Source organism: Mycobacterium sp. PO1 (genome assembly GCF_017312405.1).
GTDB lineage: Bacteria > Actinomycetota > Actinomycetes > Mycobacteriales > Mycobacteriaceae > Mycobacterium.
On record NZ_BLTG01000111.1, the window covers coordinates 21,235 to 43,847 of the forward strand.

Annotated in this window: 18 protein-coding genes; 7 read left to right on the plus strand and 11 right to left on the minus strand. The window is 67.6% G+C overall.

The annotated features are described in order from the left end of the window. Positions 1-28 precede the first annotated feature (28 nt). The 4 genes from lepA to J3476_RS26095 all read left to right on the plus strand — a co-directional run bounded on the left by lepA (position 29) and on the right by J3476_RS26095 (position 5,220). The gene (lepA, locus tag J3476_RS26080; protein WP_373889123.1) at positions 29-1,948 is read left to right on the plus strand and encodes a translation elongation factor 4; all 1,920 of its coding nucleotides are present in this window, start codon (positions 29-31) and stop codon (positions 1,946-1,948) included. Positions 1,949-2,074: 126 nt separating this feature from the next. Then, on the plus strand, positions 2,075-2,809 hold the full coding sequence (locus tag J3476_RS26085) for a sensor domain-containing protein (protein ID WP_207069184.1): 735 nt from the start codon (positions 2,075-2,077) through the stop codon (positions 2,807-2,809). Between the two features lie 31 nt (positions 2,810-2,840). Next, a complete protein-coding gene (locus J3476_RS26090; RefSeq protein WP_286183799.1) occupies positions 2,841-3,536 on the plus strand; it encodes a sensor domain-containing protein in 696 nt (231 codons plus the stop codon). Positions 3,537-3,603: 67 nt separating this feature from the next. Further along, positions 3,604-5,220 carry an inorganic phosphate transporter gene (locus J3476_RS26095; protein ID WP_286183801.1) on the plus strand — a complete coding sequence of 539 codons (1,617 nt, stop codon included), beginning with the start codon at positions 3,604-3,606 and terminating at the stop codon, positions 5,218-5,220. Between the two features lie 12 nt (positions 5,221-5,232). On the opposite strand, the gene J3476_RS26100 is transcribed toward J3476_RS26095, so the two are convergent. From J3476_RS26100 to J3476_RS26120, 5 genes are read right to left on the minus strand one after another with little or no spacing between them, the layout of a single operon-like run. Next, entirely contained in the window at positions 5,233-6,306 is a 1,074-nt protein-coding gene (locus J3476_RS26100) for a peptidase C39 family protein (RefSeq protein ID WP_207069185.1), read from the minus strand. Between the two features lies 1 nt (position 6,307). Further along, positions 6,308-7,873 carry an ABC transporter ATP-binding protein gene (locus J3476_RS26105; protein ID WP_207069186.1) on the minus strand — a complete coding sequence of 522 codons (1,566 nt, stop codon included), beginning with the start codon at positions 7,871-7,873 and terminating at the stop codon, positions 6,308-6,310. Beyond that, positions 7,870-8,718, minus strand: coding sequence for an ABC transporter permease (locus tag J3476_RS26110; protein ID WP_207069187.1), 849 nt, complete (start codon positions 8,716-8,718; stop codon positions 7,870-7,872). The genes J3476_RS26105 and J3476_RS26110 overlap by 4 nt, the downstream gene beginning before the upstream one ends. Then, positions 8,715-9,677 carry an ABC transporter permease gene (locus J3476_RS26115; RefSeq protein WP_207069188.1) on the minus strand — a complete coding sequence of 321 codons (963 nt, stop codon included), beginning with the start codon at positions 9,675-9,677 and terminating at the stop codon, positions 8,715-8,717. The genes J3476_RS26110 and J3476_RS26115 overlap by 4 nt, the downstream gene beginning before the upstream one ends. After that, positions 9,674-12,337, minus strand: a complete 2,664-nt coding sequence (locus J3476_RS26120; protein ID WP_207069189.1) for an ABC transporter substrate-binding protein — start codon at positions 12,335-12,337, stop codon at positions 9,674-9,676. The genes J3476_RS26115 and J3476_RS26120 overlap by 4 nt, the downstream gene beginning before the upstream one ends. Positions 12,338-12,436: 99 nt before the next feature. Here J3476_RS26120 and J3476_RS26125 point away from each other — a divergent pair, with 99 nt between their 5' ends. Next, entirely contained in the window at positions 12,437-13,615 is a 1,179-nt protein-coding gene (locus tag J3476_RS26125) for an amidohydrolase (RefSeq protein WP_207069190.1), read from the plus strand. A 102-nt stretch (positions 13,616-13,717) separates the two neighbouring features. Here the strand turns inward: J3476_RS26125 and J3476_RS26130 are convergent, their stop codons facing one another. Next, positions 13,718-15,721, minus strand: a complete 2,004-nt coding sequence (locus J3476_RS26130) for a glycoside hydrolase family 15 protein (protein ID WP_207069191.1) — start codon at positions 15,719-15,721, stop codon at positions 13,718-13,720. A 98-nt stretch (positions 15,722-15,819) separates the two neighbouring features. On the opposite strand from J3476_RS26130, the gene J3476_RS26135 reads away from it, so the two are divergent. Together J3476_RS26135 and J3476_RS26140 are read left to right on the plus strand one after the other, a co-directional pair. Continuing rightward, a complete protein-coding gene (locus tag J3476_RS26135; protein ID WP_207069192.1) occupies positions 15,820-16,035 on the plus strand; it encodes a hypothetical protein in 216 nt (71 codons plus the stop codon). A gap of 85 nt (positions 16,036-16,120) precedes the next feature. After that, positions 16,121-17,119 (plus strand): extracellular solute-binding protein, encoded by a 999-nt coding sequence (locus tag J3476_RS26140; RefSeq protein ID WP_207069209.1) that lies wholly within the window; start codon positions 16,121-16,123, stop codon positions 17,117-17,119. Between the two features lie 53 nt (positions 17,120-17,172). Here J3476_RS26140 and J3476_RS26145 read toward each other — a convergent pair whose 3' ends face one another. The 5 genes from J3476_RS26145 to J3476_RS26165 all read right to left on the minus strand — a co-directional run bounded on the left by J3476_RS26145 (position 17,173) and on the right by J3476_RS26165 (position 22,613). After that, on the minus strand, positions 17,173-17,445 hold the full coding sequence (locus J3476_RS26145; protein ID WP_152517791.1) for a metal-sensitive transcriptional regulator: 273 nt from the start codon (positions 17,443-17,445) through the stop codon (positions 17,173-17,175). A gap of 90 nt (positions 17,446-17,535) precedes the next feature. Further along, positions 17,536-18,735 (minus strand): FAD/NAD(P)-binding oxidoreductase, encoded by a 1,200-nt coding sequence (locus tag J3476_RS26150; protein WP_207069193.1) that lies wholly within the window; start codon positions 18,733-18,735, stop codon positions 17,536-17,538. A 28-nt stretch (positions 18,736-18,763) separates the two neighbouring features. Next, a complete protein-coding gene (locus J3476_RS26155; RefSeq protein ID WP_207069194.1) occupies positions 18,764-20,152 on the minus strand; it encodes a rhodanese-like domain-containing protein in 1,389 nt (462 codons plus the stop codon). Positions 20,153-20,257: 105 nt separating this feature from the next. Beyond that, positions 20,258-21,259, minus strand: coding sequence for a hemolysin family protein (locus tag J3476_RS26160; protein WP_207069195.1), 1,002 nt, complete (start codon positions 21,257-21,259; stop codon positions 20,258-20,260). Then, entirely contained in the window at positions 21,252-22,613 is a 1,362-nt protein-coding gene (locus tag J3476_RS26165) for a hemolysin family protein (protein ID WP_207069196.1), read from the minus strand. The genes J3476_RS26160 and J3476_RS26165 overlap by 8 nt, the downstream gene beginning before the upstream one ends.

Below are 22,613 nucleotides of genomic sequence, written 5' to 3' on the forward strand. Positions count from 1 at the left end.
TCCCCCGCCGCCCGGCGGACGCTCGATTGTGTCGCCGGGGGCTGCGCTCGATACTCTGGTAGAGCCGTCCCAGGCTGTCCCGACGCCCGCTCACCAGGAGATTCCCATCAGCAGTTTCGCCGACAAGACCTTCACCGCGCCGGCGCAGATTCGGAACTTCTGCATCATCGCTCACATCGACCACGGCAAGTCCACACTTGCCGACCGGATGCTGCAGCTCACCGGGGTCGTCGACGAACGGTCGATGCGCGCGCAGTACCTCGACCGCATGGACATCGAACGCGAGCGGGGCATCACGATCAAGGCGCAGAACGTGCGCCTGCCGTGGGAGGCCAACGGGCAGCAGCACGTGCTGCACCTCATCGACACGCCTGGACACGTCGACTTCACCTACGAGGTCTCGCGCGCCCTGGAGGCCTGCGAAGGAGCGGTGCTGCTGGTCGACGCAGCCCAGGGCATCGAGGCTCAGACGCTGGCCAACCTGTACCTCGCTCTGGATCGCGATCTGGCCATCATCCCGGTGCTCAACAAGATCGACCTGCCCGCCGCCGACCCGGACCGGTACGCCGCCGAGTTGGCCCACATCATCGGCTGCGAGCCCACGGATGTGCTGCGGGTGTCCGGCAAGACCGGCGAAGGGGTCGCCGAGTTGCTCGACGAGGTGGTGCGTCAGGTCCCGGCGCCCACCGGCGACGCCGACGCCCCGGCGCGGGCGATGATCTTCGATTCGGTCTACGACACCTACCGCGGCGTGGTGACCTACATCCGCGTCGTCGACGGCAAGATCGTGCCGCGCGAGCGGATCAAGATGATGTCGACCGGCGCCACCCACGAACTGCTCGAGGTCGGAATCGTCTCGCCGGAGCCCAAGGCGTCCGACGGTCTCGGCGTCGGCGAGGTCGGCTATCTGATCACCGGCGTCAAAGACGTGCGGCAGTCGAAGGTCGGCGACACGGTCACCACCGCCCGCGGTGGTGCCACGCAGCCGCTGACCGGCTACCGCGAGCCCAAACCGATGGTGTATTCGGGTCTGTATCCGGTGGACGGCTCGGACTATCCCGACCTGCGGGAGGCCCTGGACAAGCTGCAGCTCAACGATGCCGCGCTGACCTACGAGCCGGAGACGTCGGTGGCGTTGGGGTTCGGATTCCGCTGCGGATTCCTGGGCCTGTTGCACATGGAGATCACCCGTGAGCGCCTGGAACGCGAGTTCGACCTGGACCTGATCTCGACGTCGCCCAACGTCGTGTATCGGGTCATCAAGGACGACGAGACCGAGCTGACGGTGACCAACCCGTCGGACTGGCCCGAGGGCAAGGTCCGCACCGTGTTCGAACCGGTGGTCAAGACCACGATCATTGCTCCCAGCGAGTTCATCGGCACCATCATGGAGCTGTGCCAGTCGCGCCGCGGCGAGTTGGGCGGCATGGACTACCTGTCGACGGAGCGTGTCGAACTGCGCTACACGCTGCCGCTCGGTGAGATCATCTTCGACTTCTTCGACTCGTTGAAGTCGCGCACCCGCGGCTACGCCAGCCTGGACTACGAGGAGGCCGGTGAGCAGGAATCGCAGCTGGTCAAGGTCGACATCTTGTTGCAGGGCGAGCCGGTGGACGCGTTCAGCGCGATCGTCCACAAGGACGGGGCGTTCGCGTATGGAAACAAGATGACCACCAAGCTCAAGGAGCTCATCCCGCGCCAGCAGTACGAGGTGCCGGTGCAGGCTGCGATCGGCTCGAAGATCATCGCCCGCGAGAACATCCGCGCCATCCGCAAGGACGTGCTGTCCAAGTGTTACGGCGGTGACATCACGCGCAAGCGCAAGCTGCTCGAGAAGCAGAAGGAAGGCAAGAAGCGGATGAAGACCATCGGCCGGGTGGAGGTTCCGCAGGAGGCCTTCGTCGCGGCGCTGTCGACGGATTCGACGGCCGACAAGCCGAAGAAGTAGCGGGTCCCCGTGGTAACCCCGTCGTAAGAGTTTTCGAAACTGGCGTGCGGGCCCGCGGCGATGCCGCCAGGATGATCCCCACGATGGTCGCCAACGCCGGCCAGCGGTAGCGGGCAGGAGGACCGGATGCCGATACGTCGGGTGGCGGTGGCCGCCGCGGCCTGTCTCGCGCTGGCAGGGTGCGGGGCCCAGCCGGTCGACGACCGTCCGACCGTGCGTATCGCGCCGGCCGTACAACCGGCGCAGGCGATTCCGCTCGGCGGTTTCCTTCCCACCACCGACGACCTCTCGGCCGCACTGGGCACCGGCCCGAACGGCTTCATGGGTCCGACCGTCGAAGGTGGTGAGGACACGCTGCTGCGCAGCGTCGGCGAGGCGCAGGTGACGCCCGCGGACTGCGCCGGCGCCCCGTACCGGCTTCAGCAGGTTGTCTATCGGGACAGCCCGGTGCTGTCGGTGGCCAGCGCCTCCTGGGCAGGCGGCGGGTTCGACGCCGCCCCGGTCTCGGCCTATGTCGGTGTCGTGCAGATGGGCAGCGCGGCCGCGGCCCAGGACTTCTTCGCCACCACCACCGAGCGGTGGCGGCGCTGCGCCGGTCAGACGGTGGCGTTCCAGCAGCCGGGGGCGGGCAGCGGCGAGTTGAGCCGCGTCACCGATGTCGTGTTCGACGACAGCGTGGTCGCGGCGTCGGTGCTGCATGTCTCGGCCGGTGCCCAAGCGCCCACCGGGTTGCGAGCCGTCGGTGTCACCGGCGACTGCGTCGTCGACGTGGAGGTGGTCGATCCGCGCGCACCGGCGCGCGCAGACGCGGCCGCCACGGTGACGGAGTTGGTGTTGGACCGCATCGCGGCACAGCGGTGACGTTGCCAGCGTCGTACGGGACAATCACAAGGTGGCTCACAGCATCGGACTCGGTCGAATCTGTGCGGTCCTGACGACGTCAGCCCTGCTCGCAGGATGTGTGTCCACGGTGGACGGCACCGCGGTCCGCGGCCGCCCCGCCGGTCCGCTCGACGTCCCGTTGTTGACGGAGTCCGAGCTGGACGGTTTGCTGCTGAGCATCGGTGAGCTCAACGGCATCATGGGTTCCACCCAGATGAAGGTGACCAGCGAGCTCGACGAGATGACCGACCACGCGGACGAGGTGTCGGATCCGGACTGCCTGGGTGCGGTGTACGGGGCCGAGGAGCCCGTCTACGCCGGCAGCGGCTGGACCGCCGTGCGTGATCAGGTGGCACGCGAACCGAACGACGACAACGAGCATTGGGTCGAGCAGACCGCGGTGCTCTACCCGGCTGCGGAGAACGCGCAAGGGTTCTTCGACGATGCCACCGCCACCTGGCGGGACTGCGCGAACTCCGCGATCGGCGTCGGGGACGGCGAATACATGTGGCAGCTCGGTGAGGTCGAGAACGACGACAATCTGATCACCCAGCTGACCACGCAGGAGGGCGCCGACGGCTGGGCTTGCCAACACGCGCTGTCGCTGGTGTCCAACGTGACGGTGGAAGCGTGGGCGTGCGGCTACGCGGTCAGCGACGAGGCCGCCGAGATCGTCACGGCCATGGTGGACAACGCGGCGAAGTAACGACTCGTTCAGTGATCGTTCACTGTCCGGGTTCTGTTTGCTCAGTTAGCGGGCATAACTTTCCCGCGTGGCTGCACAGACGACCTCTTCACCCCCGACCCCAGCAGAAGCCGTGTTCCTGGGCGACGACCGCAACTGGCATCTGACGTTCGGGCTGATGCTCGCCGTCGCGTTCGGCGCGTTCACGTGGTGGTCCTTCGGCTACGTGGACAGCTCCGCCAGCAAGGTCATCCTGATCACCGCCACCGTGCTGGGCATGTTCATGGCCTTCAACATCGGCGGCAACGACGTGGCCAACTCGTTCGGCACCAGCGTGGGCGCCGGCACCCTGACGATGAAGCAGGCGCTGCTGGTCGCGGCGATCTTCGAGGTCAGCGGTGCTGTCATCGCCGGTGGTGAGGTCACCGACACGATCCGCAGCGGGATCGTCGATCTGTCGATCGTGCAGATCTCCCCGATGGATTTCGTGTTCATCATGATGGCCGCGCTGTTCGCCGCGGCCTTCTGGCTGCTGTTCGCCACCCGGATGGGCTATCCGGTGTCCACCACCCACTCGATCATCGGCGGCATCGTCGGTGCCGCTCTGATGCTGGGGTTCGTCACCGGTCAGGGCAACTCCGCGCTGGACATGGTGCAGTGGGACCAGATCGGCCAGATCGCGATCTCCTGGGTGCTCTCGCCGGTGCTGGGCGGGGTGGTGGCCTACCTGCTCTACGGCACGATCAAGCGGCGCATCCTGACCTACAACGAAGAGGCCGACGCCAAGCTGGTGGAGATCCGCAAAGAGCGCATCGAACTGCGCACCCGGCACAAGCAGGCGTTCGAGCGGCTCTCGGAGATCCAGCAGATCGCCTACACCGGCGCGATGGCCCGCGACGCGGTCGCGGCCAACCGCGGCGACTACGACCCCGACGAGCTGGAGAGCGACTACTACCGGGAACTGCACGACATCGACGACAAGGCCCGTTCGATCGACGCCTACAAGGCGCTGCAGACCTGGGTGCCGTTGCTGGCGGCGTTCGGCGCGATGATCATCGCCGCGATGCTGCTGTTCAAGGGTCTCAAGAACATGCATCTGGGCCTGACCACGATGAACAACTACTTCATCATGGGCATGGTCGGTGCCGCGGTGTGGATGGCGACCTTCATCTTCGCCAAGACCCTCAAGGGTGAATCGCTGCCGCGCTCGACGTTCCTGATGTTCAGCTGGATGCAGGTGTTCACCGCGTCGGGCTTCGCGTTCAGCCACGGCAGCAACGACATCGCCAACGCCATCGGGCCCTTCGCCGCGATCCTCGACGTGTTCCGAAATGGCGACATCGAAAGCGAGGCCGCCGTTCCGCCGGCGGCGATGCTGGCCTTCGGCGTCGCGCTGGTCGCCGGGCTGTGGTTCATCGGGCGCAAGGTCATCGCCACCGTCGGGACCAACCTGACGAAGATGCATCCGGCGTCCGGTTTCTCCGCCGAGCTGTCGGCAGCCGCCGTGGTGATGGGTGCCAGCGTCATGGGTCTGCCGGTGTCGAGCACGCACATCCTGATCGGCGCGGTGCTCGGCGTGGGCATGGTCAACCGGGCCACGAACTGGAACCTGATGAAGCCGATCGCGCTGGCCTGGGTGATCACGCTGCCCGCGGCGGCCGCACTCGGCGCCGTGGGAGTGGTGGCGTTGCGCGGGATTTTCTGAGGCGGCGCACCATCATTCGGGGGCGACGAAAACCACTCCGCGGTGCTCGTCGCGGCCCCACCGGCACATCCGGTCCAGGTCGGCGAGGCGGATGGGTAGGTCGTGCGCGTCGACCCAGGTTTCTCCTCCCGGCCTGTCCAGCCACGGGTCCTGCACGACGACGAGTGTCTGCCCGTCGGAAGCATGGGCGGTGATCCAGTGCGGCTCATTCTGGCCGTGCATCGGGGTCTGGGTGATGAGCAGCAGTGCGATCTCGCCGACGGAGATCCGTTCGGCGACCTCGGCGATCTCGACCCGGTCGCCGCGTACCGTGACCCCGAGGTCGGCAGCGTGCTGCCGTGAGTCGCTCTGCAGCTCGATCCTGAATTCGCGATCGAAGCCGCTGAATTCATCGATCAGCAGCGGATCCTCGGTATCCAGCGCCACCTCGACACGCCGGTCAGCGCCGAGATGGCGCTGCACTGCGACCGCCAGCCCGACCGGTTCGCAGGCCGGGAAATTGCTTGCGGTACGCCAGAAGTCGAGCTCGAGTCGGCGGTCACGGAGGTCGCCGGAGAATCCGGGCCGGCCGACGAGTTCGGCTGCCAGCAATCCAGCAACCGCTCCGCAGGTGAACTCGGTGCTCTGGGCGTAGTACCTGGGTTCGGTGTGTGGCAGCGGTGTCAACCACAGGGCATAGCCGCCGACGCCTGGATCGGGGTGGGCTCTCGGCTGCGTTTCCACGAATCCCCGGGACCGGGCGGCCTCGGGCAGCCCTGCATCGTCACGGATCTCCCACTTGACCACGGCCGCGCGCGCCTGTCGTGCCATCGCGACCACCGCATCGAGCATGGGTGTGAGCGCGGGTGCCTCGCAGCACCACAGATCGACAATCTTCAGTGCCGCGGTCGCGGGGCGACTGCTCACCAATGCGGCAGCGACGATGCGGTTGTCGTGTCTGAGAAGCAGCACCCGGGGGAGGTACTGTTCGCGCCGGATCCGCCAGCGCGCAGTCATGTCTGCATCGAGAAGCTCGGCCAGCTCCGCGGTGAGCAGTTCGGCGATGGCATCGGCACCTTCGGTGACCGACTGCTCCAGCACCGCCATGTCAGTGTCCTCCTTCGTGACCGGCGTCGGCGACGACGGCCGGCCGGGTGTTCTCCCGTGATGACGCTGCCACCAGCAGCCTGGTGTAATCCTCTTTCGGGTGCGTGAGGACTTCGGCGCAGCGCCCCTGTTCCACCACACGGCCGCCGCGCAGAACCACGACCTCGTCGGCGATCATCCGCACCACCGCGAGGTCGTGGGAGATGAACAACAACGTCAGTCCCAGATCGTCGCGCAGTCGCCCGAGCAGGTCGAGGATCTGGGACTGGACCGAAACGTCGAGCGCGGACACCGACTCGTCGCAGATCAGGAGCTGCGGTCGGGGAGCCAGGGCGCGCGCGATCGCGATGCGCTGCCGTTGGCCGCCGGACAGTTCTGCCGGGCGCCGGCGCGCGTAGTCCGGCCCGAGTCCGACGGTGCTGAGCAGTTGCGGCACCTCGGTGGGGGAGCGGCCGGCAACCCGCAGCGCTTCCCGCAGAATCGCGCCCACCGACATCATCGGATTCAGCGACGAGTACGGATCCTGGAACACGATCTGCATCTGACGGGGCACCCGGGAACGACGTCCCGGCGCGAGGGCTTCGCCGTCGAACTCCACCGTGCCGGTGTCGTGTCGTTCCAGTCCCGCGATGCAGCGTGCCAGTGTCGACTTGCCCGAGCCTGATTCCCCGACCACCCCGACGACGCCGCCCGCGGGGATGCTGATCGTCACGCCGTCGAGCACAGCGCGTTCACCGAACGCTTTACCCAGTCCGGTGACCCGGACCAACGGCTCGACGGATCGACCGTCCTGGGGACGCTGCGTCGGTATGCCGGAGTTGGGGTCGGCGTCGATGAGGGCCTGCGTGTAGGGATGCTGTGGCGCGCCCAGAATCGTTCGGGTGCGGCCCCGTTCGACGACGTCGCCGTCGCGCATGACCAGGACTTCGTCGGTGCGTCCCCGAATGAGACCGAGATCGTGGGAGATCAGAAGCACTGACAACCGCCGCGACATCTGAATGGAGCGGATGAGATCGAGGATGTCGGCCTGGTTACTGGCGTCCAGGGCCGTCGTCGGTTCGTCGGCGATCAGGAAGCGGGGGTTCGCCGCCAAGGCGGCGGCAATGGCCACCCGCTGCCGCATGCCGCCGGAGAGCTGGTGCGGGTATGCCGCGGCGACGTGAGGGCCGAGTTTGACCTCGCCGAGGAGATCGGCCACCGCAGCTCGTCTGCGTCGGCCAGGGGTTTCCCGCAGAGTCCAGGCAATCTGATCGCCGCAGCGGTGGACCGGGGACAGGCTGGTGAACGGGTCCTGCAACAGCAGGGAAGCAGTCGCTCCACGCACCGACCGCCAGGCGCGGGCCGTACTGCTCAGGTCGACTCGGGTCTCGCCGATGCGCATGGATCCCCGCGCATGGAATCCGCGGGGCAGAAGGCCGACGAGACTCTTTGCGGTCAGCGTCTTTCCGGAGCCGGATTCTCCGATGATGGCCAGCGTGCTGCCCGCCGGGATGTGGGCGTCCAGCGGCGCGACCATCGTGCCGCGCTGCCCCAGCACCGTCAGCTCCTCGATGTGGACGTCGCTCACGCCGTTGTTCCGTTCTGCGCCAGACGTTGTCCGAGCCAGTCGCCCACCAGATTGACCGCGCAGGCCACGAGAATGATCAGTATCGCGGGCACCACCACCGCGGCGGGGTTGTCGAACACTATCTGCCGGTTGGCAGCCAACTGGGCGCCCCAGTCCGCGGTGTCGGTCGAGACCCCGACCCCGAGGAACGACAGCGACGAGAACGCCACCAACGCGAAGGCGACATTGAGCATCACGTTGGTCACCACCAGAGTCGAGACGTTGGGCAGGATGTGGACGAACATCACGCGCCACCGCGGCATCGACAGCATCTGGGCGGCCTCGATATAGGGCCGGGCGGACTGCTCCAATACCCCCGCGCGCACGATGCGGATGTCGGACGGTGAGAACAAGACCACCAGCAGGATGACGGTGACCCAGTATCCGCCACCCAGGACGCCGCCGACGACGATAGCGGCGAGTAACAGCGGGAGAGCCAACAACAGATCCGCCCATCGGCTGATCACGAAATCGACTGGCCCACGCTCGTAGCCGGCCAGCGTGCCCAGCAGGATCCCGATGAGCATCGATCCGACCGCGACACACACCGGTCCCAGCAGGGCCGACCCCGTGCCCGCAACCGTCATCGCCAGCACGTCGCGGCCCAGTTCGTCGGTTCCCAGCAGGTGCCCCGGTGCGCCCGGCGCGACCAGCCCGGTCAGGATGTCCTGCCGCATCGGGTCGGGATAGACCAGCCTGCCGAAGAGCGCGGCGAGCAGGACCACGCCGAGCAGGACGGCTGATGCCGTCACCGACCAGGGCAGTCGCCGGCGCCACGAGATGAAGGGCCGGTCCAGGGCGGTCATGAGTCCCGCCTGCCGTGCTCACGCACCCGCGGATCGAGCAACAGATACGCCGAGTCGGCCAGCAGCGATATCGCCATGATCACGCAGGCCACCAGCAGTGTCAGCGATTGAACGACGGCGATGTCTTTGAACAGCACCGAATCTCGCAACAGCGTACCCAGTCCGGGTAGTGCGAAGGTGGCTTCGGCGAGCACGGTGCCGCCGACCAGAAAGGTCAGCAGCAGCCCGGCGCCGGTGGTGATCGGGATGGCCGCGTTGCGCAGGGCGATGCGGAGCACGGTTGCTTCGGAAAGCCCCCGGGCACGTGCAGCCGTCACGTAGTCGGTGTCGAGTTCGCGCAGCATGGCTGCCCGGGTCAGCTTCACCACGATCGCGCCGAGCCCCAGCGCCAGTGAGATCGCCGGCAGGGTCAGGTGCCGGATGGTGTCGAGCCCGCCGTCGCCGACGCCGTAGACCGGCAACACAGGGATGACATAGGCGAAGACGAGCAGCAGCAGAAGTCCGATCGCGAACGTCGGCGCACTGAGTCCGATGACGGCGAGTCCGCTTGCGCTGCGGTCGATCCAGCCTCCGGCACGCACCGCGCTGATTACGCCGAGAGGCACTGCGACGAGCACCGACAGCACAAACGCCATCGCGCACAACAACGCGGTCAGGCCGAGCCGTTGCGAGATCGCCTCGCTCACCGGAACCTGCAGCCGCACCGATTCGCCGAGGTCGCCGTGGAGAAAGCCGCCCAGCCAGCGTAGGTACTGCTGGACCGCAGACTCGTCGAGGTGGTACTGCGCGCGGATCGCGTTCACCGCTTCGGGTGACGAGGGCCGGTTGCCGAGAAGGTTCTTCACAACGTCGCCGGGGGCCAGGTACAGCAGCGCGAAGATCAGCACCGACAACGCCAGGAGTACGGCGACCGCGCCGAGAACGCGGATGCTCAGCAGCCGGACCGCGGGCCAGGTCACTTGGGAGCAGCCCGGTAGAGCTGAGTTGGCCACGACGAGACGAAGGTGTACGGGCTGTTGGTGCGGATGCCGAGGTCGTCGGCGAACGCGGTGGCCGACTGGCCCCACCACAGCGGTACGTTGATGGCGTCGCGGGCCTGGAGGGTCTCTGCCTGCAGCAGCAGGTCGATACGCGCGTCGGGGTCGGCTTCGGCGTTGGCGCGGTCGAGCAGATCGGTGATCGCAGGATTGCTGTAGCCCGACGGGTTTCCCGCTCCGAGAAGATAATTCGGCAGTTCCGCGGGGTCTCCGGAGGTGGAGAAGTACCACATCAAGCCCACCCCGTGATCGGAGCTGGCGTCGAGGCTGGCGAGCCACTCCTCGATGGGCACCTCGCGGACGGTGAGGACGATGCCGAGGTCACCGAGTTGCTGGGCGAGCGCTTGCGCGGCCTTGCCGAGTTGTGGGCCGGTGTTGGGCGTGAGGATCTCGGTGGTGAAACCATTCGCATGGTTCGACGCTGCCAGCGCCGCTCTCGCAGCGTCGAGGTTGTAGTCCCACTGCGGAACCGTGGCCAGCTCGGACCGTGCCTGATCCGCAGACACCGTGCTGACCAGTGACTCCGGCGTCATGATCGCGGTGGCGGGCTCGCCGTGCCCGCGCAGCAGCTTGTCGACGTAGGCGGAACGGTCGACGAGGTGGGCGAACGTCTCGCGCACCTTCGGGTCATCGAAGGGTGCGATGTTGGGGTTGAAGTACAGACCCACATAGGACAGGTCGTTGACGTAGTCCACCCGCATGGTTTGGAGCTTCTCCCACTGTGAGGTCTGCGCCAGTGGCACGTTGAAGGCCATGTCGAGATCACCGGACTGGGCGGCCACCAGACGCGTCGACTCGTCGGGGACGAAGTTGACCCGGATGTTCTGCACTGCCGGCGCCTCGCCCCGCCAGGTGTCGGCGCGCCTGAAGCTGACGTGCGAATCGGGGACGAACTCGGTGACCTGGTAGGGCCCGGTGCCCAGCAGCAGCGCACCCGGGGTGCCGACGGCGCCGTTGTGGCGCTCCCAGAATGCCTTCGAGGTGATGAAGGCGGTTCCCGCGGTGCTCATGTTCTTGGTGAACGCGGCGTCCGGCTTGCTCAGCCGGATGGTGACCTTCCCGTCGCCGCTCTGTTCGATGGTGTCGACGCTGGCCAGCAGACCCGAGAAGCCGGGCGAAGCCGTCTCGTTGCGGGCCTGTTCGAGGCTGAACACGACGTCCTCGGCGGTCATCGGTGTGCCGTCCTGGAACTGCACGTCGTCGCGCAGATCGAACACATAGGTGGTGTCGTCGGGTTGCTCCCACGATTCGGCCAATGCCGGCTGCACCCGGCCGCTGTCGTCGATGGAGACGAGTCCCTCCTGGGTGATGGAGGCGACGTAGTAATTCAGGATTCCGGATTCCTGCCCGACGTACAGATTCGACAGCGACCCTGGCAGGGCCACGGTGATCTCGGCGATCTGTTCACCGGTGTCGGCGCCGACCGATTTCGGGGCATCGGTGGCGGTGCCGCCGCACGCCGAGAGCGCCAGGGCTCCCACGACGGCGGCGGTGGTGGCGCGACCGGCGCGCCCGGAGGTCAGTAACGGCATGGGGGCACTCTCTTCGGTCGGATTCAGAAATCGGGGTGACGAACTGGGGAAGCGGGCGCGGTGACTGTCGCTGCGGCGACGGGCAGTGAGGACTTCGTCGATGTCGGCCGGTGCCGGCCGATGGGACACCAGACCGCGCAGGGCGATGCCGATGGTGGGGCTGGCGGCCGCGTCGGCCAGGGTGACGGCGCTCGCGCGCCGGGTCATCGGTGGTTCGAGCGCGAAGGCGCGCACGCCGGTAGGCAACTCGATGCCCTGTAGTGAGCTCTCGGCGACGAAAACGGTGCCGCGATCGCAGCTCGCGAGTGACAACGCAGCGTCGGTGCGGCTCACCGCGGCGTCGCGAGCGTCTGCCGGTCGTGCGATCGCAGCGGCGACGGCATCACTGCATGTTCCCGAGCCGGTGATCCACGGTTGTGCTGACAGCCGCTGCGGGGTGACTCGGTCGCCGTCGGTGTTCACCGCAGCAGTGGTGACGGCGACGATCTCCTCAGCGAACAGGAACGTCGACCTGGTGCTCGCGGCTCGGTGGCTGCCGCGGTGCCGGCCGGGACCGATGATGTCGAAGACGATGGCGAGATCCGCCCGGCCGCCCTGCACCGACGACACTGCGTGCTCGGAATCGGTGGATTCGGTGACGCCGACCTCGAGGCCGGGGAAATGGGTGGCAAGCCAGGAGGTCACCGGGGCCAGGATCACGGTGATCGCTTCGGGAGGGCCCACCAACCGGACGGCGCCGGCGCGTCGTCCCAGCAGCCGGGACAGCTCGGTCGCGGCCGCGGTCAGGCTTGCGTCGATGCGGGGAGCGTGCTCGGCCAGCAACGCCCCGGCCGGCGTCAGGCGCGCCGAGCGCGCCGCCCGGGTCACCAACGTGGTGCCGAGCCTGGACTCCAGCCGCTGCACGTGCTGGGTGATGGTGGGTTGCGTGTAACCGAGGGTGCGCGCGGCGCCGCTGATCGAACCGGTCTGGTCGATCGCCACCAGAATCCGCAACGAGTGCACATCGAGGGCGCGGGTGAGCGCCTCGATCTCGGCCTGCACGTCGTCCATGAGGCGAAGTCTGACACATAGATAGCCACTTGCAATGGTTAATCGTTAAGCCATTGTTAACAGTGATGATTTGGCGGCGACGCTGCCATACTGACGGTCATGACCGAGCGTGATCCGTTGGCTGCCGTCGCCGAGCAGGTCCGGAGTCACCGAACCGATCTGATCGCGCTCTCCCGCTCACTGCACGCCGAGCCGGAACTCGCGTTCGAGGAGCACCGAAGCGCCGCGAAAACTCAGGCCCTGGCCGCCGAACGGGGTTTCGAGGTCGAATCCGGCACGGGCGGGCTTCCCACGGCATTCCGGGCCGTCTACGGCGACGGTGAGCTGGTGGTGGGGATCTGCGCGGAATACGACGCATTGCCGGGCCTCGGGCACGCGTGCGGGCACAACATCATCGCCGCGGCCGGGGTCGGCGCCGCGCTGGCACTGGCCGAGGTCGCCGACCTGCTCGACCTGACAGTTGTTCTGCTCGGCACACCTGCCGAGGAGGCCGGCGGCGGCAAGGCGTTGCTGCTCGAGGCGGGGGTGTTCAACGACATCGCCGCTTGTGTGATGGTCCATCCGGGTCCGCTGGACATCGAGCGCCCCCGCTCGCTGGCGCTGTCGGACGTCGCCGTCACCTTCACCGGCCGGGAAGCCCACGCGGCCGTCGCCCCGTTCGCCGGACTCAACGCCGCCGACGCCGTCACCGTGGCGCAGGTGGCCGTGGGCCTGCTGCGGCAACAGCTGGAGCCGGGCCAGATGGTGCACGGCATCGTCACCGACGGAGGTCAGGCGGCCAACGTGATTCCCGCAGAGGCGGCGATGCGCTACATCATGCGCGCGGCAGACAGCTCGGCGCTGGAGCAACTGCGCCGGCGGGTCACGGACTGCTTCCGTGCGGGCGCGATCGCCGCCGGGTGTCAGTTCGACGTCGTCGACACCGAGCCGCGGTATCTCGAGTTGGCGCCGGACCAGTGGTTGTCGGCGGTCTTCGGCGAAGAGCTGCTTCGGCTGGGACGTCAGCCCGTCGGGCCTGGCGAGCCGGCCGCGATCGCACCGTTCGGGTCCACCGACATGGGCAATGTGTCCCACGCGATGCCGGCGATCCATCCGACCATCGGCATCGACGCGCAGGGCGCGTCGATCCATCAGGCCGCATTCGCTGCAGCAGCGGCCAGTCCCAGTGGTGATGCAGCTGTCATCGACGGGGCGGTGACACTTGCACGCACCGTCGTGCGGCTCGCCCGGTCATCGGCCCAGCGGGACCGCGTCAGCGCCCTGCACACGGCCCGCTGAGCGGCCAAGACCAGCACGGCCCGCTGAGCGGCCAAGACCAGCACGGCCCGCTGAGCGGCCAAGACCAGCACGGCCCGCTGAGGCGGCGCCAGCCCGGCCCGCTCACATCGGGGCGTTGGCGGGCTGGAAGATGCCGGAGCTGTCGGCTTCCTCCTCGGCGCGGATCACGTGCACCACGGCGTTGATCAGTGCTAGGTGGGTGAACGCCTGCGGGAAGTTGCCCAGGTGTCGGCCGGTGCGCGGCTCGATCTCCTCGGCGTAGAGGTGCAGCGGGCTGGCGAAGGACAGCAACCTCTCGCACAGGTGCCGGGCCCGACTGATCTCACCGATCTCGACCAGCGCCGACACCAGCCAGAACGAGCAGATCGTGAAGGTGCCCTCTTCGCCCGCGAGGCCGTCGTCGGTCTCCTCCACGCGGTAGCGCAGCACCAGGCCGTCCTCGGTGAGCTCCTCGGCGATGGCCATCACCGTCGCACGGATGCGCGGGTCGTCGGGCGGCAGGAACCGGGTCAACACCGCCAACAGCAGCGAGGCGTCGAGCGCGTCGCTTCCGTAGCGTTGGGTGAGCACGCCGCGGGCATCCACGCCGCGCTCGAGGATGTCGGCTTTGATCTCCTCGGCGATCGCCCGCCACTGCTGGGCGTAGGACTTCTCGCCCTCCAACTCGGCGAGCTTGGCGCCGCGGTCGAGCGCCACCCAGCACATGATCTTGCTGGAGGTGAAGTGCTGCGGCTCGCCGCGCACCTCCCAGATACCGCGGTCGGGCTCGCGCCAGTGCTTGATCGCTTCCTCGACCTGCTCCTTGAGTACCGGCCACAACGTCTCGGGGATCTGCTCACGCGACTTGGTGTGCAGGTAGACCGAGTCGAGCATGGTGCCCCAGATGTCGTGCTGCATCTGGTTGTAGGCGCCGTTTCCGATCCGCACCGGCCGGGCGTAGTCGTAGCCGGACAGGTGGTTGAGCTCTTCTTCGACCAGGCTGCGTTCGCCGCCCACCCCGTACATCACCTGCAGTGGATGCCGTTCACCGTTGTTGGCGCCGGACACGTCGGCGATGAACGCGAAGAAGTCGTCGGCTTCGCGGTCCAGGCCCAGGGTGTAGAGCCCCCACAACGCGAAGGTGGAGTCGCGGACCCAGGCATAGCGGTAATCCCAGTTGCGTTCGCCGCGCGGCGTTTCGGGCAGCGACGTCGTCGGGGCCGCCAGCAGAGCGCCGGTCGGGGAGTAGGTCAACCCCTTCAGGGTCAACGCGCTGCGCTGCAGGTACGAGCGCCACGGATGGTCGGGGAAGTCGCCGACGTTGATCCACTGGCGCCAGCATTCGCTGGTCTTCCACATCTTGTCGGCGGCTTCGTCGTAGGTCTGCGGCGCGGGATGCTTGGACCAGCTCAGCGCCACGAACACGTTGTCGCCCTCGGTCAGGCGGGTGCGGGCCCGGGCTTCGCGACCCTCGAGGCCGATCCGCAGGTTGGTGGTCAGCCGCAGGGTGGGGTGGGAGTCGGGGTTCTTCGTCGCCCGCGCGATGGCTTCGCCGTAGGCCTGTGCCGAGTACTCCCACGTCGCGCTGGTGCGGTGGTAGTCGAACGACGGCTCGCAGTTCATCACCAGCTCGACCGTGCCGCTCACGCAGCGAACCGTGCGCAGCAGGATGTGCTCGGCGTCCCAGTCCATCGGGGTGCGCCGGTGGGTTCGCGAGCGCGTCTCCAGGTCGTGCCATGGACCCATGACCAGCGCGTCACGCACGATCAACCAGCCGGTGTGGGTCTGCCACGTGGTTTCCAGGATCAGGCTGCCCGGAAGGTAGCGCCGTGCGGCGGGAACCGACACCCCGTAGGGGCCCAGTCGGAAATGCCCGGCGCCCCGGTCCAGGATCGCGCCGAACACGCTCGGTGAGTCCGGCCTGGGCACACACAGCCACTCCACCGAGCCCGCCGACGAGATCAGGCACGTGGTCTCGCAGTCGGACAGGAATGCGTAGTCCGCGATCGGGGGAAACGGGTTACGCAGCGTCGTGCCGGCGTAGTAGGGCTCCGGTGAGGGAAGGGCGAACGTGCCCTCGCCGCTGGACACCACTTCGCCGGACGCCTCGCTCTGGTGCACGACCATCTGGCCATCATCGACTGCCGGGCACCCTTGCGTCTACTCGGGGCCACGGTGTGTTGTGCGCTGTTCGCCGGTGCCGGCGCTGGGCATAGTCTGGCTGGATGGACGGGTTCCTCAGCTGGTGGGACGGAGTGGAGCTGTGGCTGTCCGGGCTGCCGTTCGTGGCGCAGACGGCTGTGGTGATGCCTGTGGTGCTCGCCTTGGCCTACGGCATCGCGGTGTTGCTCGACGGCGCGCTCGGTAACGGGATACGGCTGAGGGACCGGTTGCGACGCCCGGGTGGTGACGCAGGAGCCGACGACGGAGGAGACAGATGAGGGGCATGCCGCGCTCGCGGGTGACACTGGCGCTGGTCGCCTTGATCGTTCTGGTGATCGTCATGTGGCTGGTCACCCGCTGAGGATGCGGTTCTCGGCGACGTGGAACACCCCCGCGGCACTTCTGCTTTCGGCGATGGTGGTGATGTCCTGCAGCGACGGGTCCAGCCAGGCCAACGGCGCCGACGCCGAGGTCACCCTGAAGGTGCTCGCCTTTGCCGAGACAGAACTTGCGTGGACAATGATGGCGTCGGCGTTCGCCGCGACGCCGGAAGGTGCAGAGGTCGCGGTCGATGCCTCGTATGGTTCCTCGGCCGAGCAGTCCCGCGCGGTGGAGTCGGGCACGACCGCCGATGTGGTGAACGTCTCCGTCGAACCGGACATCGCCCGCCTGGTGGAGACGGGCAAGGTGGACGAGAACTGGGACGCGGGCGTCACCGAGGGCATTCCGTTCGGGTCGGTGGTGAGCCTGGTGGTGCGTCCGGGTAACCCCGAGAACATCGATGACTGGGGCGATCTGCTGCGTCCGGATGTCGAGGTGATCACGGCGAGCCCGCTGAGTTCCGGCTCGGCCTGGTGGAACCTGTTGGCGCCGTATGCGTGGGCGAGTGGCGGCGGCCAGGACCCGCAGGCGGGGCTCGATTACGTCCGTGAATTGGTCACCGACCATGTGCGGCTGCATCCCGCCTCGGACCGTGAGGCGAGTGACGCGTTTCGACAGGGCAACGGCGACGTGCTGCTGACCTCGGAGGTCGAGGCGCTGAGCGTGGGCTTCGAGCAGATTCATCCGCCGCAGACGATGAAGATCGAGAGTCCGGTGGCGGTGGTCGGTACCGGCCGGCACCTCGAGCAGGCGGTCGACCTCGTCAACTTCCTGTTCACTGCCGAGGCGCAGAAGCTGTGGGCCGAGGCCGGTTTCCGACCTGTCGATCCCGGTGTCCTTGCCGACTACACCGACGAGTTCCCTGCGCCGCAGACGCTGTGGACGGTCGACGAGCTCGGCGGCTGGGAGGTGGTCGAGCCGCAGCTGTTCGACGAGGACACCGGCGCGATCACCAAGATCTACCGCCAGGCCACTCGGTGAGGACTCCCGCGCCGACGTCCACGTCGTCGCGGTGACGTCGACCGTTACGCCGGTCAGGCCAGGGCGAGGAAGAGTTTCTCGAGTTCGTCGACGCTCATCTCGCGCTGGCGCCCGTCGTTCTCGTCGGTGACGATGCACTCCCGCAGCCCGGTTGCGACGATCTTGAAACCGGCTCGGTCCAGCGCCCGCGACACCGCCGCCAGCTGCGTGACGACGTCTTTGCAGTCACGGCCCTGCTCGATCATCGAGATGACGCCTGCGAGCTGGCCCTGGGCCCGACGCAGGCGGTTGAGCACGGCGTTGATGGCCTCCTGGTCACCGACCATGATGGGCTCCTTCGATCCGGTGTTCAAGAACTTTGAACAGCTAGGAGTTTACGCTACCCACCGGGGTATGGCCGGTGGGCGTGCGCCACGTCAGGCCAGACCTTTGAGCATCAGGTTCCAGTACATCGCCGGCAGGCCGTACTTCTTGAGGTACCAGAAGGCCCGGTGCGGCTTGGTCGGGTCCAGCAGGGGCACCGAGGGTTTCAGGTTGAACTCGTAGTCGAACTCGGCCAGCAACATCTCGTGCGAGGACGTGACGATCGGGCACGATGCATACCCGTCGTAACGCGCGCACAGGGTTCGTCCGGCCAGATAGGCATCGACATTGTCGACCACCACCGGCGCCTGTTTGCGGATCGCGGCGCCGGTCTTGGAGTTCGGCGACGACCCGGCGTCACCGAGTGCGAACACGTTGGGGTAGTGCACGTGCTGCATCGTGTGCTTGTCGATGTCGACGTAGCCGCCGGCCTGTCCGGTGGACAGCGGGCTGTTCTTGATCCAGTCGGGCGCCGACTGGTGCGGCACGACGTGGAGCATGTCGTAACCCAGGGTGCCGTCCTCGCCGCCCTCGGCGACCGCCTGCAGGGTCACCTTGCGGCTGGCTGCGTCCACCGACGTCACCTCGGTGAGGGTGTGCAACGTGATGCCGTAATCGGCGATGACCTTGTCGAGGTTGTCGGCGATGGCGGGGATGCCGAAGATCCTCGGTGTGGGTACCACCAGGTGCACGTCGATGTCGTCGAGCACACCCGCGCGCCGCCAGTGGTCACACGCCAGGTAGGCGATCTTCTGCGGGGCCCCTGCGCATTTGATGGGGCCGGAGGGCATCGTGAAGACCGCGGTGCCCGATCGAAGGTTCTTGATGAACTCCCAGGTGCGCGGCGCCAGATCGAACTGGTAGTTCGACGACACCCCGTCTCGGCCCAGCGCATCGGCCGCCCCGTCGATGCGGTCCCAGTCGAGCTGGATGCCCGGACACACCACGAGCGCGTCGTAGGTGTAGGTCGCGCCGTCCTCACATGTCACGGTGTTGGTGTCCGGGTCGACGGCCGCCGCGGCATTGCGGATCCACGTGGCGTCGTGGGGCATCACGCTGGCCTCCGCGCGTTCGGTGTCGGCGGCCTCTGCCTGCCCGGCCCCGACGAGCGTCCACAGCGGTTGGTAGTAGTGCACGCTGGACGGTTCGATGACGGCGACGTCGGCGTGGCCCTTGCGCAGCAGGCGCGCCGCGACGGTGATGCCCGCGGTGCCCCCACCGATGACGAGGACGCGGTGGTGATGGGACTTCATTGTCTCGCTCTCCCTGTTTCGTTGTCGTTCAGGCGCTCTGGGTGACTTCTTCCCAGGCGTTGTAGCCGCCCAGGATGTCGCTGACGTCGGCGAAGCCGCGCTGCCGCAGCACGCTGGCCGCGACCGAGGAGCGGTATCCGCCCGCGCAGTAGACGACCGTCGGTGCGTCGGCGTCGAGTTCGTCCACCCGGTCGGGGAGTTGGCCGACCGGGATGTTGACCGCGCCCGGGATCATGCCCGCTGCGGCCTCGCCCGGGTTGCGGACGTCGACGATCTGCAGTCCGTTGACCTGCTGCGCCCGCTCACCGAATGCCTTGGCGGTCAACCGGGAGGCGGCCTGCACCTGATCGGGATGGGTCAGCATCACCTTCTCCGGCTCGGCCAGATATCCGACCACGCGGTCGAATCCGATCCGCGCCAACCGGTTCTTGCCTTCGAGTTCCTGGCCGGCGTCGGTCATCAAGACGATGTCGACGTCGGGTTTGACCACGGAGCCGGCGAATTCGGCATAGCGGCCTTCCAGCCCGATGTTGACCGCGCCGCGCAGGTGGCCCTGGGCGAACTCCTCGGGTGTGCGCCCGTCGACGAGGATCGCACCGCCGGCCACGGCGTCGAGCGCCTGCTGGTAGGTCATAGCGGGCGGCATCGCGGTCTCGTCGAGCAGGGCACGGTCCTTGCGGTTGAGGATCGCGTCGTAGACGAAGTAGCTCGGCGCCGGCGGCTGGCCCTCGGTGACCATCGCCATGAACGAGGCCTTGTCGGCGGCGCGCAGCGCGTAGTTCCACTGCTTCTGATCGCCCATGGTGGACCACAGTTCGGTGGACAGGTTCTTCCCGCAGGCCGAGCCCGCGCCGTGGGCGGGGTAGACGCGCGTGGCGTCGGGCAGCGGCATCAGCTTGTCGTGCAGCGAGTCGTAGAGCATGTCGGCCAGCTCGTCGCGGCTGAAGCCGATGGAGGCCAGCAGATCGGGACGGCCGACGTCACCGATGAACAGCGTGTCGCCGGTCAGCACGCCGTAGGGCACGGGGTCGCCGCCGTGTTCGTACACGACGATGCTCATCGACTCGGGCGTGTGGCCGGGGGTGTGGCGGAACTCCAGGGTCACGCCGTCGGGTTCGCCCAGTGCGTAGCGCTGCCCGTCTTCGACAGCCATGAAGTCGAACTCGGGCTTGGCCACGGAGGAGTAGACGATCGTGGCGCCGGTGGCGTCGGCGAGCTCCAGGTGGCCGGAGAGGAAGTCGGCGTGGAAGTGGGTCTCGATGACGAGCTCGATCGTCAGGCCGAACTTCTCGGCGTCGGCCACGTATTCGGCGACGTCGCGCTGCGGGTCGACGACGACCGCGCGCTTGGAGTCCTCGTCGGCGATCAGGTACGACGCGTGCGACAGGCAGTCCAGGTAGTACTGGATGAACTTCATGATCCGAGCCCTTTCCAATGTGACCGATATACCCAGGGGGGTATCAAACCGATACGGATGAAGATATACCCCTAGAGGTATACGGTCAAGGGGCTGGGTTCAGCGTCACACCGGTTGGGCCGGCAGCAGGCGGTGCAGCACGTCGGTCAGGGTGACCACCGTGCGACCCGCTGCCGTATCGACCACGACCAGATGATTGCGGGATTCGCGCATCACCTGCAGAACCTCGTAGACCGGCGCGGTGGCGGCGACGGTCAGCACCGGGCGCATCAGCTCGCCCGCGGCGCCCCGACCGGTCAGGCTGTCCCGGACGTGGACGACCCCGACGGGCTCGTCACCCTCGTGCACGACCAGCCTTCGGTGGCCCGTCGATTTCGAGGCCTCCTGGATCTGTGCCGGACTCGCCGTGACGTCGACGGCGCTGTAACCCGGGTGTTCCGGTGCCAGCTCGCCGATGGTCAGCGCCTGCAACTGCAACGCGCTGGTCAGGTTGGCGTGGTAGCGCTCGTCGAGCGTGCCGACGGTCGCCGAATGTTCGACGAGCTGCCGCAACGTGTCGGGATCCTGGGTGTCGGCCAACTCGTCGACCGGATCGACCCCGACCCTGCGCAGGCACCAGTTGGCGGCATGGTTGAGGGCCTTCAACAGCGGGCGGGTCAGGAACATGAAGGCGCGCATCGGAATCGCCAGCAGCATGGCCGAGCGCTCCGGATGCGCGATCGCCCAGGACTTGGGCGCCATCTCGCCGACCACGAGGTGCAGGAACGTGACGATGAGCAACGCCAGAACGAAACCACCCACGTCGGCCAACCACGACGGTGCGCCGAATCCTCCGAGCCAGGGCGTGATCGCGTAGTGCACGGCCGGTTTGGTGATCGCGCCCAGCAGCAGGGTGCATACGGTGATGCCCAGCTGCGCACCGGCCAGCAGCAGTGACAGCTCACTGGCACTGCGCAGTGCCGCCCGCGCGGACGCCTTGGTCGCCGCCGCGTCCTCCAGACGACTGCGCCGTGCGGCGATGAGCGCGAACTCGACGGCGACGAAGAACGCGCTGAGGGTGATCAGGAGGGCGGTGACCGCAACCGTCAGCCACGGACCGTTACTCATCGCCACTCTGCTCCTCGACGGTGACGAACATCGACGCCGGCACACGACGCTCGAGCGAGCGGATCTGCGTGATCAGCATCCGGTGCGCGGGTGCGTCATCGATCACCAGATCCGCTGGGTCGCTCGGCAACTCGATCTCGACGGTGTCTCCGACCTCGGGCAGCGCGGCCGCGTGGGCGATCACCATGCCGGCCATGGTTTCGTAGTCACCTGGCGGCAGAGCCAGACCGAGGGCGCGTTCGGCCTCGTCGAGCGGAAGGTCGCCGGGGACCAGCCAACCGTCCCCGGCGGCGGTGACCTGCACCTGCATCGGCGAATCGTGTTCGTCGTCGATCTCGCCCACCAGTTCCTCGGCCAGGTCCTCGATCGTCAGGACGCCGGCGAACCCGCCGTACTCGTCGATGACGACAGCCATCTCGTCACCCGCACCGGTCAGCGCCTGCACCACGCTCGGCAGCGGCATGGTCTCCGGCACCACCACGGCCGGCCGGCAACGCTGCGCGGCGGTGTCGGCGCCGAGACTCGTGCCGAGCAGGTCGTACAGATGGATGACGCCCACGATGTCGTCGGCGTCCGCGCCCGACACCGGGTAGCGCGTGTGCCCGGTCGCCATGCGGCTGAGGACCACCGCGGCCGGTGTGTCCCCGGCGATGGCGTCGACGCGCGAGCGCGGGATCATCGCGTGCTCGGCGGTGCTGGTGGGGAAGTCGAGGATCCGGTCCAGCAGCGCCGACAGATCCGGCGGGATCTCCCCAGCGTCCCGCGACACCGCCACGATGTGTTCGAGATCGCGCGGAGTCGCCGAATGTTCCACATCGTGCACCGGCTCGATGCGCAGCAGCCGCAGCAGCACATTCGAGGACTGGTCGAACAACCAGATCAACCAGCCGAACAGCTTCAGGTACAGCGTGGTCGACCACGCCAGCCAGCGGGCCAGCGGCTCGGGGCGGGCGATGGCGAGATTCTTGGGAAACAGTTCACCGAACAGCATCTGGATCACGGTCGAGACCGCGATGGCGACGACACCGCCGATCGCGACCGCGAGTGCGGTCGGAATACTCGCGCCGCTCATCAACGTCTCGGCGCCGCGCCCGATCAGCGGCTCGGCGGCGTAGCCGACCAGCAGACCGGTGACGGTGATGCCCAGCTGTGCGCCGGACAGCATGAACGAGGTACGCCGGGTGACGCCGAGCGCCCGCTCGGCCGCGGCATCACCGGACTCGGCGCGCGCCTTCAGCCGCGACCGGTCGACCGCCATGTAGGCGAACTCCTGCGCGACGAAATACCCCGTCAACGCGGTGATGGCGGACACCACCAACAGTCCCAACAGAATCGACAACACGGCGGTCAGCAT